A 15,849-nucleotide genomic window follows, 5' to 3' on the forward strand; every position below is an offset into this window, starting at 1 on the left:
TGGCACGCCTCGCCGGCGGACTCGGGACGGCTCGACGGCCACGCCGCGGCGGGTGGCCGGGGGTGGGCCCGGCTCGATCTCGATGGGGAAGCCGGGCCCGTGATCCCCGCCTCACCGGACGGGCGGGGCGCGGAACGACCCGTTCAGCGAACGGGCAGCTCGTAGACGCGGCGGACGCTGGTGGGGGCGGCGCTGAGGTCGGCCCCGTAGATGTGGAGCGAGATGGCCGTCTCGTCACCCGTGTTGTGGACGCGGTGGATGTCACCGGGCGGGGCGAAACCGCTCACCTCACCGGTCTGGTTGGCGGCCCTGCCGATCTCGGTCAGGTGGTCGCCGTGGTCGCGGTAGAGGGTCTCGTACTCCACGCCCTGCAGCACGCCGAACACGCACCACGCGATGTGGTCGTGGATCGCGGTCTTCTGTCCGGGCCGCCAGACCACGGCCACGATCGAGAAGTTCTCCTCGGCGTGGAGGGTGTGGCCGACATAGCGGTCGGGGTCGCCGAGGCGCTCCTCCTCGGTGAGGATCCCGGGGGACGGCAGCCTCTCACGCAGCAGCCCGGCCACGGTGAAGGCCGTGGTCCGAGCGTCGGCGGACGGGTCCACGAGGTCTCGGACCCCCGCGACCAGTTCGGCCAGGCCCGGGCGGGTGAGCGTCAAGGTTGTCATGCCTCAAGGATGCGGCGAGGAGATACATAGCGTCCAATGCCCATCTTCCCGCTCATCCATAGATAAAGTTAATACATGCTCGATATCGTGCGACTTCGCGTCCTCGCCTCGGTGTCCCGGCACGGCTCGGTGACCGCGGCGGCGAGGGAGCTGCACTACTCCCAGCCCTCGGTGAGCCACCACCTCGCGAAGCTCGAGGCCGAGACCGGGGCCAAGCTGATCCAGCGGGTCGGCCGGGGCATCCGGCTGACCGAGGCCGGCCGGCTGCTCGCCGAGCGGGCCGTCGAGATCATCGGCCGCCTCGACTCCGCGTCCGCGGAACTGTCGGCGCACGTGGGCCTGCGTGCCGGGCGGGTCAGGCTGGCCGCCTTCCCCTCCGCCCTGGGGACGTTCGTGCCGGAGGCCGCCGCCGTCCTCGCCGGGGGGCACCCCGGCCTGGAGCTGCGGCTGACCGAGACGGAGCCGCCCGACGCGCTGCGGATGCTCAAGGCCGGCTACGTGGACGTGGCGGTCATCTTCCGCTACGACGACACCGCCCCCGAGGCCGACGGGATCCGGCTGCTCCACCTGCTGGACGACCCCAGCTACCTGGTCACCGCCGGCCCGGCCGGCGAGCTGACCTCCTACCGCGACTCCCGGTGGATCGGCGGCTGCGACCGGTGCCGCACCCACCTGCTGGAGCTGTGCGCCAGGGCCGGCTTCGAGCCGGAGATCGCCTTCACCACCGACGACGTCGTCGCCGTCCAGGCCCTGGTCGCCGCCGGGATCGGGGTGAGCGCCCTGCCGGGGCTCGCCCTGCACGCCCACCGGCATCCGAAGATCAACATGATCGAGCTTCCCGGCTCGACCCGCCACGTCTACGCCGCCACCTACGGCGAGCCCCCCGACCCCCCGGCCACCACCGCCCTGCTGACCGCCCTGACCTCGGTGACCTCCGTACCCCCGGCGCCTCCGGTGACCTCGGTGACCGCGATGACTCCGGTGATGTCCCCGTAGAACGCCCGTGACCGGTGCCCGTCGCACGCGCGGGCAGGCCGTCACCGGCCGAACCCGGGCGATCGTCGTGGCCCGCGCGGGGCCGGCGGTGGCTAGTCTCGAACGGTGTCCACAGCGATCATCACGGTCAGCGGTCTCAGCGTGGAGCTCGGCGGCAACCCCGTGCTCCGCGACGTCGCCCTGACGGCGGCCCCCGGCGAGGTCGTCGCCGTGATCGGCGCGAACGGCGCGGGAAAGTCGACGCTGCTGCGCTGCCTGGCGGGGCTGCACCCCACACCCTCCGGCACCCTGCGGGTCCTGGGCGGCCCTCCGAGGGACGACGCCGGCTTCTGGCGTGACGTCGCCCTGGTCGAGGACGAACCGGCCTGGTACCCAGGTCTGACGGCACGCGAGCACCTGGAGCTGATGCACGCCGTCCACGCTCCGGCCCGGCTGGAGGTCGAGGCGGCGCTGGAGTCGTTCGATCTCCTGGAGCGCGCCGACGCGTCACCGCCGACCCTCTCCACCGGCCAGCGGCAGCGGCTCTCGCTGGCGGCCGCCCTGCTCAGGCCGAGCAGGCTGCTGCTCCTGGACGAGCCGGAGCGCGGGCTCGACGAGGTGTTCCGCGGGCGCCTGGCCACGCTCCTCACGGACTACGCGGGCGCCGGCGGCACGGTGGTCATGGCGACCCACGACCACCGGCTCGCCGAGAACACCCGGGCCCGCCAGGTCGTGCTGGCCGCCGGGCAGGTGACGGCCCGACCATGAACGCGGAGCACGGAATGAACGCGACGCCGGATGCGAACGCGGAGCAGGGTGTGAACGCGACGCCGGATGCGGACCCGGAGCGGACATGAACACGGAGCAGGGTACGAACGCGACGCCGAGCGTGAACGCGGAGCAGGGTGTGGCCACGGTCCGGAGCGTCCGCGCCTTCGTCAGGGTGCGCGGCGGCGCCCCCGTGAGCTGGCTGGACCGCTACACGAGGTTGTTCGGGCTGGCGATGCTGCTCGCGGTGCTGGTCCAGCCGGTCTCCGCCGAGCTCGCCTCGCTCTCCCGGCGGGTGGACCCGTCGCGGATGGGAGCCGGCCTCGCCCTGGTCATGCTCGCCTACGCCGGTCTTCTCCTCGCCGCCCGCGCGCTCGGTCCCGTCGCGCTGCCTGCCGCCGATGCCGCCTGGCTGCTGCTGTCCCCGCTGCACCGCCGAGGCGTGCTGGGCCGGACGGCGACGATCCTCCTGGCGGTGTCCGTCCTGGCCGGGATCGCGCTCGGGGTGGGCGCGCTCGCCGTCCTGGGCGCGCCGGACCGGCTGGCGCTGCGGCTGGTCACCGCCGTGATCCTGGGGGTCTCGGCGAGTGCCGGCGGCATGGCGCTGACCGTGCTCTCCCAGTCGTCGCAGAGCTGGCAGCCGTGGCTGAACGCGGCCGTCGTCGTGACCGCCCTCCTGGCGGCGCTGTCGGCGCTGGCGGCGGCGGGCGGCCCGGCGCGGCGCCTCGTGGCCGAGGTCGCGAACGCGCCCGCGTCACAGGGCGTTCCGGTGGCCGCCCTCTCCGCTGCGGCGGCCGCCCTGCTCGTGTGGAGGGCGTGGTCGGCCCTGGCCGGGATTCCGGCGCGGGCCGTGCTCTCCGCCTCCACCCGGGCGGGTCACGTGACCACCGCCGCCGTCGGCATGGACCCGGCGGCCCTGACCTGGATCGCCGAGGACAACCACTGGCGGCGGCGCACCCTGCGCTCGCGCCCCTGGCCGTCGCTGCCCGCACCGCTCGCCCTGGCCTGGCAGGACTGGCGCCGCCTGGGACGGCGCCCGGGCCGGCTGGCCGCCCTGCTCGGGGGCGCGGCGCTGCCCGCGCCGGTGGCGCTCACGGCCGGCAAGGCAGGCGCGGTCGTGACGGGAGTCGTGTTCGCCGGGGCGCTGGCCGCCGCGGTGGCGGGCGTCTCGGGCGCGCGCCGCGACGGCGACAACCCGGCTCTGGCCCGGCTCCTCGGGGTCGGCGCCCGCGAGGCCCTGGCCGCCAGATCGCTGCTGCCGGCGCTGCTGGGCGGTGCCTGGCTGACCGTCGCCCTGGCCTGCGTGTCCCTGACGGGCGTGCTCGGCACGGGCCCGTGGTGGCTGTTCGGACCACTCGCCGCCCCCGCGCTGGCCGCCGGAGGGTTGCGGATGGCCCGCCGGAACCCGATCGACCACTCCATGCCGATCATCGAGGCGATGGGAGGGTCGATACCGACGGGCCCGCTCATCTGGGGCTTGACCGGCGTGGATCTCGCGGTGCTCGGATGCCTCCCGCTGGCGCTCGCCCTGGGCCTCCAGCCGTCCTCCCTCACCGGCTTCCTGGCCGCCCAGGCTCTGGCCGGTACGGCCGTCCTGCTGGGCTACCTGCTCCGGGCGGGGTCCGTCCGGCGGTGAAAATGCGAGGCGCCGGCGGAACCGGGGCCCCTACGATCCGGATATGCCGGATTTGTCGACACTCGCGCTCTTCGCCGCCGCGACCCTCGCCCTGCTGCTCGTGCCGGGGCCGGCGGTGCTCTACATCGTGACCCGCAGCGTCGCCCAGGGCCGGTCCGCCGGGCTGGTGTCGGTGCTCGGCATCCACCTCGGCTCGCTGGTCCACGTGGCCGCCGCCGCCCTGGGCATCAGCGCCCTGCTCGCCGCCTCGTCGACCGGGTTCACGATCGTGAGGTATCTCGGCGCCGCCTACCTGGTCTGGCTGGGCGTGCGCAAGCTCATGACCCGCTCGAACGGGGAGGAGTCCTTCGAGCCGCGGACCGCGACCAGATCCCGGATGTTCTGGGAGGGCTTCGTGGTCAACGTGCTCAACCCGAAGACCGCGATCTTCTTCCTCGCCTTCCTGCCGCAGTTCGCCGATCCGGAGGCCGGGCCGATCGCCCCGCAGATCGTGCTGCTCGGCCTGATCTGGACGGTGCTCGGCATGGCCAGCGACGGCGCCTTCGCCCTGCTCGCCTCGGCCATGGCGGGCCGCCTGCGCCGCTCGGCCCGCGCCCGCCGCCGGCTGGACGTCACCAGCGGCCTCGTCTATCTCGGCCTGGGAGCCCTCGCGGCCTTCGGCGGCGAGAACTCCGTGGCCAAGGCCTGAGTCGCGAGCCTCGGCGTCCCCGCCGCCCCCCCCGGCCTTCCCCTCCCGGCCCGCCGGGGAGCCCGGCCGGACATCGGCCCCGGGACCTGCCGGGGGAAGGACCCCGCCCGGGGCCCGTCAGACGAAGCGGTAGGTCGTGGTGGAGGCGAACCGCTCGCCGGGGCGCAGGACCGCCGAGGGGAAGTGGGGCTGGTTCGGCGAGTCGGGGAAGTGCTGGGTCTCCAGGCACAGGCCCGCGTGCTTTTCGTACGCGGTGGCGACGCCGTCCAGGAAGTTGCCCGTGTAGAACTGCACGCCCGGCTCGGTGGTGGTGACCTCCATGGTGAGCCCTCCGGCCGGCTCGCGGACCTCGATGCCGCCGCGCAGGACGTAGCAGTGGTCGTAGCCGCCCCCCAGCCGGGGGTCGGCGATCCGCTCGCCGATCTCGTACGGCGAGGTGAAGTCGAACGGGGTGCCGGCGACCGGGGCGAGCTCCCCGGTCGGGATCTGCGTGGCGTCGACCGGCAGGTAGTGGTCGGCGTCGATGCGGACCACGTGCTTGAGGATGTCACCGCCCCCGGCGAGGTTGAAGTAGGAGTGGTTGGTGAGGTTCAGCACGGTCGGCGCGTCGGTGGCCGCGTGGTAGTCGAGCCGGATCGCGTCGCCGGTCAGCGTGTAGGTGACCGAGACGGTGAGCGTGCCGGGGTAGCCCTGCTCGCCGTCCGGGCTCACGTGCTCCAGGGTCACGGTGGTGTCCGAGGCGCCGGTGATCCGCCACACCCGGGTGTCGAAGCCGTGCGTCCCGCCGTGCAGGCTGTTGGGGCCGTTGTTGACCGGCAGCTCGTGGTCGCGCCCGTCGAGGGTGAAACGCCCGCCCGCGATGCGGTTGCCGTACCGGCCGACCACGGCGCCGAAGTAGCGGCTGCGCGTCAGGTAGTCGCCGAGGTTGTCGTAGCCGAGGACGACGTCGACGCCGGAGACCTCCAGCGACTGCAGGATCGCCCCGTAGCTGAGGATCGCGGCGCGCATCCGCCCGTTCGACAGCACGTGCCGCTCGACCCGCTCACCCGACGGGGTGGTTCCGAAGCTCATGTGCGCACCTCTCCGGTGGATTCACGGACGACCAGGCTGGTGTCCAGAGTGGCCAGGGTAGTGGTGGCGCCGTCGCCGAACGACTGCAGGAGCAGGTCCACCGCCATCCGCCCGGCGGCGGCCGTGGGCATGGCCACGGTGGTCAGCTTGGGCCGGTTCAGCCGCCCGGACACGATGTCGTCGACGCCGACCACGCTGATGTCGTCGGGGACGCGCACGCCGCGCTCGTACAGGCCCTCGATGAGCCCGATGGCCACCAGGTCGTTGTAGGCGAGCACGCCCGTCACCCCGGAGGCGACCACCTCGCCGGCGACGGCGAGGCCGCCCTGCTCGGTGGGCGCGTTCGGGCCGAGGGTGACCAGCTCGACGCCGTCCATCGCGGTCGCGGCAGCGCGCATCTCGCCGCTGGTCCACGAGCCGCTCGGCCCGGAGAGCAGGGCGATCCTGCGGTGGCCGAGGCCGGTCAGGTGCTCGATCGCGAGGCGGGCGCCCTGGCCGACGTCCATCAGTATCGTCGGCAGGCCCTTCATCCGCCGGTTGACCACCACGAACGGCACGTCGGCGTGCAGCCGCTCTATGGCCCGGTTGGACAGCCGGGGGCTGCAGAGCAGGACCCCGTCGACCTGCTTGGCGAGGGTCTGGATCAGCTCCTCCTCGACCTGCGGGTCCTCGTCGGTGTCGGCCACGAACACGTGGTAGTCGCGGGCCCTGGCGTGCGCCTGGGCGGCCTTGATCAGCGGCGGGAAGAACGGGTTGGAGATGTCGGCGACGATGAGGCCGATGTTGTGGGTCCTGCCGGTGGTGAGGGCCCGCGCGGCGCGGTTGGGGCGGTAGCCGAGATCCTCGGCGGCGGCGAGCACGCGGCTGCGGGTCTCGGTGTTGACCAGATGCGGCGCCGAGAAGGTGCGGGACACCGTCGAGACGTGCACCCCCGACGCCCGCGCCACGTCCCTGATCGTCGCTGCCACCATGCTCCTTCGCCCTGGCCCGGCACCGGGGCCCTGAAGCACATTAGTGCAAGCGGTTGCGTGACTGTCAACGCCGGAATCAGATGCTTTGCGAAGCGGTACGGGATCGGTTGCACACCGCCGACTATCAGAAATACCGAAAAATCCGCAGATGAGGAGTGATTTACCAAATTGGGCCCTTGACGTTGCCGGAAGATGTCCTCAATGTTTCTTGCAACCGGTTGCAGGACATTGGAGTCCGGGACCGCGATGGGAGGTGGCGTGATGGAACCGGTTCGCGTGGTGCTCGCCGGGGCGCACGGGCACGGCTGGTGGCACCTGTCGAACGTCCGGCGGCTGGCCGAGGCCGGGCTGGTGGACCTGGCCGGGGTGTGCGACGTGCGGCCCGTCGGCGACCTGCCCGAGGGGACCGAGTTCTCCGGCGACCTGGCCGGGCTGATCGGACGCACCGGCGCCGAGGTGACCATCCTGTGCACGCCCATCCACACCCACGCCGAGCTGGCGGAGAAGGCGCTGCGCGCCGGCTCGCACGTCCTGCTGGAGAAGCCGCCCGCCGCCACGTACGCGGACTACCTCCGGATCGTCGCGGTGGCCGGGGAGACCGGGCTCGCCTGCCAGGTGGGATTCCAGAGCCTGGGCTCGGAGGCGATCCCGGCCGTCCGGCGGATGGTCGCCGAAGGGGCGATCGGCCGGGTCACCGGGATCGGCGCGGCGGGCGCCTGGGAGCGCCCCTACTCCTACTACGGCCGGACGCCGTGGGCCGGGAGGCGCGAGGTCGGCGGCGTTCCCGTGATGGACGGCGTCCTCACCAACCCGCTCGCGCACGCCACCGCGACCGCGCTGGCCGTCTCCGGCGCCGAGGTCGAGGACGTCGAGGTCGAGCTCTACCGGGCCAACATGATCGAGGCGGACGACACCTCGTGCGCGCGGATACGGATGGACGACGGGACGGTCGTGACGGTCGCGGTCTCGCTGTGCGCGGACCGGCGGCACGAGCCGTACCTCATCGTGCACGGCGAGAGCGGGCGGATCCGGCTGACCTACACCGAGGACCGGGTCGAGTTCGACGGGACCTCGATCGTCCACCCCAGAACCGACCTGCTGGAGAACCTCGTCGCGCACGTCCGCGACGGCACCGGCCTGCTCGTACCGCTGGAGAGGACCGCCGGTTTCATGCGCGTCCTCGACGCGGTGCGGCTGGCGCCCGAGCCCCTGGCCATACCTGACGTGTTCCAGGAGATCGGCGACGAGCGCCGGGTGCTGCCCAGGATCGCCGAGGTGACGGCGACGAGCGCGGAACGGCTGGCGCTCTACTCGGAACTCCGGGTGCCCTGGAGCGAGCGCCGTCCCGGGGTGGGGCGGCCGCCCTCCGGCGGCGGCCCGGCCCCCGGAACCTCCTGGACACGTTCGCGGCCAGGCTGACCGAAGCGCAGGCGTCGTACACGCGGCGCGACGGCGGCCGAGCCGTCACAGCGAGGCGGGCGCGTCCATCCCTGACCTGGGCGCGCCCGCCTCCACCATCCGGAAGGCTCTCGGGGGCCGTACGGAGCCTCCCTCCCACCTGACCCGCGGAGGAATTCCCGTGAAACGAGCCGTCGCGCTCACCACCCTGCTGTCCCTGGCGATCCTCGCCGCCCCGCCCGCGTCCGCCACCGCCCTGAGGGCCGACATCCCGGAGACCACCGCCTCCGGCGGCACCACCTCGCCGGAGACCGCCGGCCGGCGGCCGGACCTGGGCCGCCGGACCCTGCCCGCGAACGACGGCTGGGCCGCCGAGGGCCCCGGCACGACCGGTGGCGCCGCCGCGCCCGCGTCGAACGTGCACACCGTCTCCACCCGCACCGAGCTGGCCACCGCGCTCGCCGCCCCCTCGCCGAAGATCATCTACGTGAAGGGGACGGTCGACACCGACAGGACCTGCGCCGACTACGCCACCGGCGGCTACACCCTGGAGGCCTACCTCGCCGCGTACGACCCCGCGGTGTGGGGCAGGGAGACCGACCCCTCCGGCCCGCTGGAGGACGCGCGCGTCGCCTCGGCCGCCAGGCAGACCGCCGATATCAAGCTCAAGGTCGGCTCCGACACCACCATCGTCGGCCTCGGCGGGAACGCGCGGATCCGCGGCGTCAACCTGCACGTCGACAAGGTCGACAACGTCATCATCCGCAACATCCTCTTCGAGGACACCGCCGACTGCTTCCCGCGGTGGACCCCGACCGACGGCGCCGAGGGCAACTGGAACTCCCTCTACGACAACATCTCGGTGACCGGCTCGACGCACGTGTGGGTGGACCACAACACCTTCACCGACGGCGACAACCCGGACTCCGGGCAGCCGCGGTACTTCGGCAGGCCCTACCAGGTGCACGACGGGCAGCTCGACATCACCCACGCCTCCACCTTCGTCACGGCCTCCTGGAACCGGTTCTCCGGCCACGACAAGACGATGCTGATCGGCTCGACCAACAACCCGGCGAACGACACGGGCAAGCTGAACGTCACCGTCCACCACAACCACTTCGACAACGTGCTGCAGCGGCTCCCGCGCGTGCGCTTCGGCCAGGTGCACGTCTACAACAACTACTACGAGATCCCCGACGCCTCCACCTTCCAGTACGCCCTCGGCGTGGGCGTGCAGTCGAAGATCTTCGCCGAGAACAACCTCTTCCGGCTGGGCCGGGCGGTCGACCCGGCGGACCTCCTCTACAACTGGGGCGGCACCGCCCTCACCGCGCGGGGGAACCTGCTCCGCGTCGGCGGCCGGGTCGCCCCCGTCGACCTCGTCGCCGTCCACAACGCCGTCAACGACCCCGACCTCGGCACGGACGCGGGCTGGACCCCGACCCTGCACACCGGGATCGACCCGGCCTCGTCGGTGATCCGTTCGGTCTCCCGGCACGCGGGCGTGGGCGAGATCCGCTGACGGCCGCCGCACGCGAGCGTGCGGCGGTCCGCCGAGGACCGCCGCGCGCCCCCGGACGGCACCCGGGTCCGCCCCCGCGGGCCCCGGCTCCCCGGGGCCCGCGGGTGTTCCCGCCTGTCAGGCGGGCGCCGTGAAGGTGTACGAGCCGGCGCCGAGCCGGAAGACGGCCGCGCCGCCCTCGTGGCCCACGGGCACCGCCTCCGGCGGGCCGGTGACCGCCGCGGCCGAGGCCGAGGGGACCCGGACGGTGGCCGTGGCGTTCGCCGGGATCTCCACCCGCAGCGTCAGCGTCCCGCCCCCGATCGACCAGTCGCTGAGCGCCCTGCCGTACGGCGTCCGCAGGTCGGACCTGCCCGAGGTGAGCCCGCCGCCGGGGCGCGGCGCGATCGTGATCCGGCGGTAGCCGGGGTCGCGGGTGTCGGGGCCCAGACCGCCCACCGTCCGGTACAGCCAGTCGCCCACCGAGCCGAGGCCGTAGTGGTTGAAGGAGTTCATCCCCGGGTCCTGGAAGGAGCCGTCGGTGCGGATGCCGTCCCAGCGCTCCCAGATCGTGGTCGCCCCGCGACTGCTCATGTATCCCCAGCCGGGATAGTCGGGCTGCAGCAGGATCTGGTACGCGGTGCCGAGGTGGCCGTTCTCGGCCAGCACGGGCAGCAGGTTCTCCACGCCCAGGAAGCCCACGCTGAGGTGGCCGTCACGCGAGGCCACCTTCGCGGCGAGCCTGTCCGCCACCGCCTGGGCCCGGTTCTGCGGCACCATCCCGAACGACAGCGCCAGCACGTACCCGGTCTGGGTGTCGCCCGACACGGTTCCGTCGGCGGCGACGAACCTGGCGGTGAACGCCTGGGCCACCTGGTCGGCCAGGGTGCCGTAGGAGGCGGCGTCGGCGGTCCGCCCGGTGGCCGCGGCCATCCGCGACAGCAGCCGGGCGCTGTACCCGAAGTAGGCGGTGGAGATCAGGTCGTTGGCGGTGTTGTCGCCGACGTTCAGCCAGTCGCCGTAGGTGTCCTGGTTGCGGATCAGGTCGGACCCCGAGGTGGAACGCGAGTAGTCGACCCAGCGCTTCATCCCCGCGTAGTGCTCGTCGACGACGCGCAGGTCGCCGTAGCGCTGCCACAGCGTGTACGGCACGATGACGCCCGCGTCCGCCCAGCCCGCCTTGCCCGCGCCGCAGCAGACGTCGGGGACCACGTCGGTGAAGGCGCCGTCCGCGCGCTGGGCGTCGGTCAGGTCGTCGGAGAACTTGTCCAGCAGTCCGTGGACGTCGAAGTTGAACGTCGAGGTCTGCGCGAAGATCGCGATGTCGCCGGTCCAGCCGAGCCGCTCGTCGCGCTGCGGGCAGTCGGTGGGCACCGACAGCATGTTGGAGCGGGCGCCCCACACGATGTTGTGCTGGAGCCGGTCGACCAGCGCGCTGGAGGAGTCGAAGACGCCGGTCGGCGCGCCGCCGGTCCAGGCGGCCCGGCCGGTGAGGCTCGCGGTGGTCGGCGTGCCGGGGAAGCCGGTCAGCTCCACGTACCGGTATCCGTGCACGGTGAACCTCGGCTCGTACACCTCGTCCGCGCCGGTCCCGGCGAGGGTGAACCTGTCGGTCTGCCGGGCGGCGCGCAGGTTGGCGGTGTAGATCGTGCCGTCGGCGTTGAGCACCTCGGCGTGCCGCATGGTCACCGTGGTGCCCGCCGGGCCGCGTACCCGCAACCGGTTCCAGCCGGTGAAGTTCTGCCCCAGGTCGACCACCCACACGCCGGGCCTCGGCTGGGTCACCGACCGCGCGGCGATGTCCTGCTGCACGACCACGCCCGGGTCGACGGCCGCCACGAGGGTGGGTTCGGCCTCCGCGCGCACCCTTACCGCGCTCCAGCCGGAGTCGTCGAACCCGGAGGTGTCCCAGCCGGTGCGGGCGGCGCGGGCGTCGTACTCCTCGCCGTGGTAGAGGTCGTCGGCGGTGATCGGTCCCGGCGCGGTCCGCCACGAGGAGTCGGTCAGGACGGTGGTCTCGGTGCCGTCGGTGAAGCGGACCCGCAGCTGCGCCGAGTACCAGGGCTGGGTGCCGTATTTCTGGCTTCCGGCGAAGCCGAGCGATCCGGCGTACCAGCCCCGGCCGAGCTGCGCGCCGACGGCGTTGTCGCCCTGGCGGACCAGCGAGGTCACGTCGAAGGCGCGGTAGGCCAGGCGCTTGTCGTAGTCGGTCCAGCCCGGGGCGAGGACCTCCTCGCCGACCCTCGTTCCGTTGATCCGGGTCTCGTGCAGGCCCAGCGCGGTGACCAGCAACCGCGCCTCGGCCACCGGCTTGCCGAGCGCGAACCCCTTCCTGACGTACGGGGCCGCCTCGGCGGCCGAGACGTTCGAGGCCCACGGCCCTGAGCCGTAGGCGGCGACGACCCGGGCCGCGGGCCAGGAGGCGTCGGAGAAGCCCGGCTGCTGCCAGCCGGACGGGCCGCTCTGCGAGGCCTTCCACGCCCCGTCGGTGACGATCCGGGTGGTGGCGCCGCCGGCGACGACCTCCAGCGCGGCGATCGCCCCGGCCGGGGAGACGGTGGTGTTCTGGGTGGAGACGGCCAGCGTGTTGGTCCCGGCCTGGAGCCGGGAGGCGACGTCGACGACCGCGGCGGACTTCCAGGAGTCGGTGGCGCGCGGCGAGGTGCTGACCTGGACGCCGTTGACCCACACGTCGGCGGTGTCGTCGCCGGTGACGGTGAGCCTGGCCCGGGTGATCGCCCCCGAGGGGAGCGTGAACTGGCGGCGTAGGAACCGGGTGGCCTGCGGCGCGCTCACCGCCGGGTCGCCCTCCGGGTACCAGATCCAGCTCGCACCGGACAGACCGGGAGCGGTGCCGGGCGCGCCGACGAAGGCCGCCCGCCACTCCGTCGCCGGGGCGAGCAGGCCGGTCTCGAACCAGTGCGCAGGGCCCCACCCGGCGGCGCGGCCCTGGGTGTCCCAGACCCGTACCCGCCAGTGGTAGCGGGTCTGGGAGGCCAGCGCGCCGCCCTCGTAGGCCGCGTCCACCGACTTCCCCGACGCGACGCGCCCGCTGTCCCACACGTCGCCGGTACCGGCCTGCGCGCGGGCCTCCGTCGAGGCGACGATGATCTGGTACGCCGCCTGGATCTGCCCGGGGGCGCTCGAGGTGAGCTGCCAGCCGAACCGGGGCCGGGCGGTGTCGACGCCGATCGGGGTGGCCCGGCGTTCGGTGACGGGCGCGGTGACCGTCAGCGGCGAGGCCGCGGCGAGGTCGGGGGCGGCGACGTCGCTGTTCCAGGGGGTGATGCCGTACGCCCCGGAGACGGCGGCGGCGGGCCAGGAGGAGTCGGCGAACCCGGGCTCGGTCCAGCCGGGGGTGACCGTCTCGGCGGCCTTCCACGCGCCGTCGGTGACCAGCTCCACCGTGCCGCCCGCGGTGACGACCCGCAGCCTGCCGATCACCCCGGCCGCTCCGGCCGAGGTGTTGCGGGCCGCCACGGCGAGGGTGTTGGCGCCGGAGCGGACGGCGGCGGCGAGGTCGACGTAGAGCGACCGCCGCCAGGAGTGCTCGGCCCGGGGCGAGGTCGCCAGCGGGACCCCGTTGAGCCAGACGTCGAGGGTGTCGTCCCCGGTCGCGACGAGCTGCGCCTCGGTGACGGCGCCCGCCGGGACGGTGAACGTACGCCGCAGGTAGCGGGTGCCGGCGGGGACGGACTGCCGCGCGTCGCCGCCGGGGGACCAGATCCAGCTCGCCCCGGCGAGCCCGACCGGGGCGGCGGCCCGCGCCGGGGCGGCGACGGCGGGCAGCAGCCCCGCCACCAGCGCGCAGAGGGCCAGTGTCCAGAGGACCGTGCGTAACCGGCCAGGGTGGAGGGAGGGGAATGGCATGCCGTCTCCTTGCGATCCGTGGGGGGCGAAAAGGCAGGGCGAACCAAGACGGAGTAAATCGATTTAAAGCTGACTGGACAGTAGATCAGCATTTCGTGACCGTCAATGGCCGATTAACACGACATTTCCGACAGAACCACACTCTGGTAAGACTCTTTTTGTTGTTACGTTTTAATTAGGTGTTAGAGCAAGCCGAAACAGACCCGGCCTTGGGAGGTCAGGCAGGGCCGAGGCGTCCACGGCTCCTGCGAGGGGTGGCGCGGCGGGTGCGGAACCGCCGGTTCGCGGGGTCGCGGAAGCCGTACGCGTCCCGCCACCGCTCACGGCTTCAGCGTGAGCCTCTTCCTCGACGCACCCGGGAACACGACGACCAGGTGCCGCTCCTCCCCCGCGTCGACCCGCACGTAGACACGGAGCCGATAGCGGCCCTTCCCCGCGATCGCCAGGTTCGGCATCGGGGCACCCGCGCCCACGTCCCCGCCCTCGCCCATCTCCGGCACGGTGAGCCTGCCGCTGCGGCTGACGATCGGCACCTCGTTGACCTGATCCCATCCGGCCGTCCGCCGTGGTGGCGCGGTGCGCAGGGCCTTCACCGTAAGGCACAGATCGATGACGTCCTCGATGTGCCCGATGAGCACCGTGCTACCGGCCACCCCGATGAGGGTGTTGTCGTCGTAGAGCCTGTCTATCGCCTGCTCCGCCGCCTCGCCGGCCGTTTCGTCCTCGGGGTCGTGGACCTGATAGCCGTGATCGCCGTCGGCGAACAGGAAGTACTTGGCCGTGGCCTGGACGACCCCCTTCGTCCGGGGCCACGGGTCGCGGCACTTCGCGTTCTCCTCGGCGATGTAGGCGGTGTTCGCCGCCTCCGCCTCCGCGGTCGACCGCAGCAGCTCGGGATGGGTCGCGCCGACGATCTCCGGGCAGATGTAGACGAGGTCCCACCGGTCCACGCCCCAGGCGGACCGCTCGCTCCCGGCCCGCGTCAGGATCGCCTTCTGCTCGTCGGGGTCCTTCGCACGGCACAGCGCCCGCCCGGAGGCGAGGATCTGCTGGTCCGACAGGCTGTCCGGGAACATGGGCGGGCCCCCGCCGTCCGTGCTCCGCGCCCGGCACAGGAACGCGGCGTCGCGTTCCGCGGGTTTCAGGTCGCCGAAGCTGGGCCGGGCATAGCAGTCCATCGACCAGCCGGTGTAGGTGAGGTGCGGGGTCTGCTCCGGGTGGATCAGTGCGATGACCGGCAGTACGGCCACGGCCGCCACCGCGACGCGGACCACGCGCCGCCGCGCGGGCGGAAGGTCCGCCGGGTGGCCCCCGGCGGGCATTTCACGGGCGGTCGCCGCGATCCACACGGTGCTGACGAGCCCCGCCGCGTCCATCATGACCAGAATCGCCAGCCTCCCACCGGAGATCCCCTCGGTGAGGAAGTTGAGCGGGATCACCAGCGCGTAGACGCCCAGCGACAACCACCCGGCGACCAGCGTGCCAAGGCTCCACCGCCCGTCGCGCCGCTGCCCGACGATCGTGAGGATGGTCGCCGCCACTCCGGCCAGCATCAGGCCCAGTCCGACGACGACGCCCGATCCAAGTTCTGGAAGGTCGAGTTCGTCGAGCAGTTCGTTGGCCATCCCGGCCACCCCGGCCGCGAACATCACCCCGGCCGCCGCGCGCAGTATGCGGGACCGCCAGCGGATGACGAGCAGGTAGAGGACGTCGATCGCGGTCCACAGCGCGAGCTGCAGCGCCGCCTCGACCGCGTCGGGGAGCAGCCCGGTCTGGTACCACGGCACGAGGGTGTACGCCACCGCCAGATACAGCAGGCGGCGCAGCGCCTTTTCCCGGCGGTCCAGCGGTCCCGGCGCGGGGGCACGCAGGATCAGCCACAGGAGCGCGGCCTTCACCAGGGCGGCCACGAGCAGCGCCACAGTCGTCGGGGTGTCAAACCCGTCGGGCGCGTAAACCTCCGTATAGGGCGGCGGCGACCATTCGGCGGCCATCCAGAGCCAGGCGTCGCCGAGCACCAGGCCCGCGGCCGCCGCCGCAAGGATCAGGCCTACTATCCCAATCCTGATAATCCGCCATAAACCATCCGGAAGCACGGGGAGCGATCTTAGCGTGGACGGCCCCGCTCAACCTCGAAGAACCAGCAGACGCCGGGCCGGAACCGCGCGAACGGGAGCTGCACGAAAGGAGACGAGACAAACGTGAGCGACGCGAAAGGGAACGGCGCCGAGCCGGTCTCCGGGGTGCCCGGAGACCGGCGGGAACGTCAGGCGGCGGGGCCGCCAGACAACGGGAAATGTCAG

Annotated in this window: 11 protein-coding genes; 6 read left to right on the forward strand and 5 right to left on the reverse strand. The window is 72.9% G+C overall.

Features of this window, described 5'->3' with window-relative positions; translation table 11 throughout:
- Positions 1–143: 143 nt before the first annotated feature.
- Positions 144–668, reverse strand: coding sequence for a cysteine dioxygenase (locus tag ACVCAG_RS15470; RefSeq protein WP_440084039.1), 525 nt, complete (start codon positions 666–668; stop codon positions 144–146).
- 75 nt (positions 669–743) lie between these two features.
- Between ACVCAG_RS15470 and ACVCAG_RS15475 the strand changes: the two genes are divergently transcribed.
- The 4 genes from ACVCAG_RS15475 to ACVCAG_RS15490 all read left to right on the forward strand — a co-directional run bounded on the left by ACVCAG_RS15475 (position 744) and on the right by ACVCAG_RS15490 (position 4,735).
- Entirely contained in the window at positions 744–1,664 is a 921-nt protein-coding gene (locus ACVCAG_RS15475) for a LysR substrate-binding domain-containing protein (RefSeq protein WP_440084040.1), read from the forward strand.
- 105 nt (positions 1,665–1,769) lie between these two features.
- Complete coding sequence (locus ACVCAG_RS15480; RefSeq protein WP_440084041.1) at positions 1,770–2,411, forward strand: ATP-binding cassette domain-containing protein; 642 nt, start codon at positions 1,770–1,772, stop codon at positions 2,409–2,411.
- 85 nt (positions 2,412–2,496) lie between these two features.
- A complete protein-coding gene (locus ACVCAG_RS15485) occupies positions 2,497–4,047 on the forward strand; it encodes a DUF6297 family protein (RefSeq protein ID WP_440084042.1) in 1,551 nt (516 codons plus the stop codon).
- Positions 4,048–4,090: 43 nt separating this feature from the next.
- On the forward strand, positions 4,091–4,735 hold the full coding sequence (locus tag ACVCAG_RS15490) for a LysE family transporter (protein WP_440084043.1): 645 nt from the start codon (positions 4,091–4,093) through the stop codon (positions 4,733–4,735).
- Between the two features lie 117 nt (positions 4,736–4,852).
- Here the strand turns inward: ACVCAG_RS15490 and ACVCAG_RS15495 are convergent, their stop codons facing one another.
- Entirely contained in the window at positions 4,853–5,806 is a 954-nt protein-coding gene (locus ACVCAG_RS15495) for an aldose epimerase family protein (RefSeq protein ID WP_440084044.1), read from the reverse strand.
- On the reverse strand, positions 5,803–6,774 hold the full coding sequence (locus tag ACVCAG_RS15500) for a substrate-binding domain-containing protein (RefSeq protein WP_440084207.1): 972 nt from the start codon (positions 6,772–6,774) through the stop codon (positions 5,803–5,805). The genes ACVCAG_RS15495 and ACVCAG_RS15500 overlap by 4 nt, the downstream gene beginning before the upstream one ends.
- A 264-nt stretch (positions 6,775–7,038) precedes the next feature.
- On the opposite strand from ACVCAG_RS15500, the gene ACVCAG_RS15505 reads away from it, so the two are divergent.
- Positions 7,039–8,196: a Gfo/Idh/MocA family protein gene (locus tag ACVCAG_RS15505; protein ID WP_440084045.1), complete on the forward strand. Its 1,158-nt coding sequence runs from the start codon at positions 7,039–7,041 to the stop codon at positions 8,194–8,196.
- A 160-nt stretch (positions 8,197–8,356) separates the two neighbouring features.
- Positions 8,357–9,697: a pectate lyase family protein gene (locus tag ACVCAG_RS15510; RefSeq protein ID WP_440084046.1), complete on the forward strand. Its 1,341-nt coding sequence runs from the start codon at positions 8,357–8,359 to the stop codon at positions 9,695–9,697.
- A 117-nt stretch (positions 9,698–9,814) separates the two neighbouring features.
- On the opposite strand, the gene ACVCAG_RS15515 is transcribed toward ACVCAG_RS15510, so the two are convergent.
- Entirely contained in the window at positions 9,815–13,546 is a 3,732-nt protein-coding gene (locus ACVCAG_RS15515) for a family 78 glycoside hydrolase catalytic domain (RefSeq protein ID WP_440084047.1), read from the reverse strand.
- A gap of 320 nt (positions 13,547–13,866) precedes the next feature.
- Entirely contained in the window at positions 13,867–15,468 is a 1,602-nt protein-coding gene (locus tag ACVCAG_RS15520; protein ID WP_440084048.1) for a hypothetical protein, read from the reverse strand.
- Between the last annotated feature and the right edge of the window lie 381 nt (positions 15,469–15,849).

The sequence above is a fragment of the Streptosporangium sp. G12 genome (assembly GCF_052983175.1).

What these genes read in the sequence shown, in the direction of transcription:
- ACVCAG_RS15470 (WP_440084039.1), bottom strand. Translation starts at nt 668, where the DNA reads ATGACAACCTTGACGCTCACCCGCCCGGGCCTGGCCGAACTGGTCGCG.
- ACVCAG_RS15475 (WP_440084040.1), top strand. Translation starts at nt 744, where the DNA reads ATGCTCGATATCGTGCGACTTCGCGTCCTCGCCTCGGTGTCCCGGCAC.
- ACVCAG_RS15485 (WP_440084042.1), top strand. Translation starts at nt 2,497, where the DNA reads ATGAACACGGAGCAGGGTACGAACGCGACGCCGAGCGTGAACGCGGAG.
- ACVCAG_RS15490 (WP_440084043.1), top strand. Translation starts at nt 4,091, where the DNA reads ATGCCGGATTTGTCGACACTCGCGCTCTTCGCCGCCGCGACCCTCGCC.
- ACVCAG_RS15495 (WP_440084044.1), bottom strand. Translation starts at nt 5,806, where the DNA reads ATGAGCTTCGGAACCACCCCGTCGGGTGAGCGGGTCGAGCGGCACGTG.
- ACVCAG_RS15505 (WP_440084045.1), top strand. Translation starts at nt 7,039, where the DNA reads ATGGAACCGGTTCGCGTGGTGCTCGCCGGGGCGCACGGGCACGGCTGG.
- ACVCAG_RS15515 (WP_440084047.1), bottom strand. Translation starts at nt 13,546, where the DNA reads ATGCCATTCCCCTCCCTCCACCCTGGCCGGTTACGCACGGTCCTCTGG.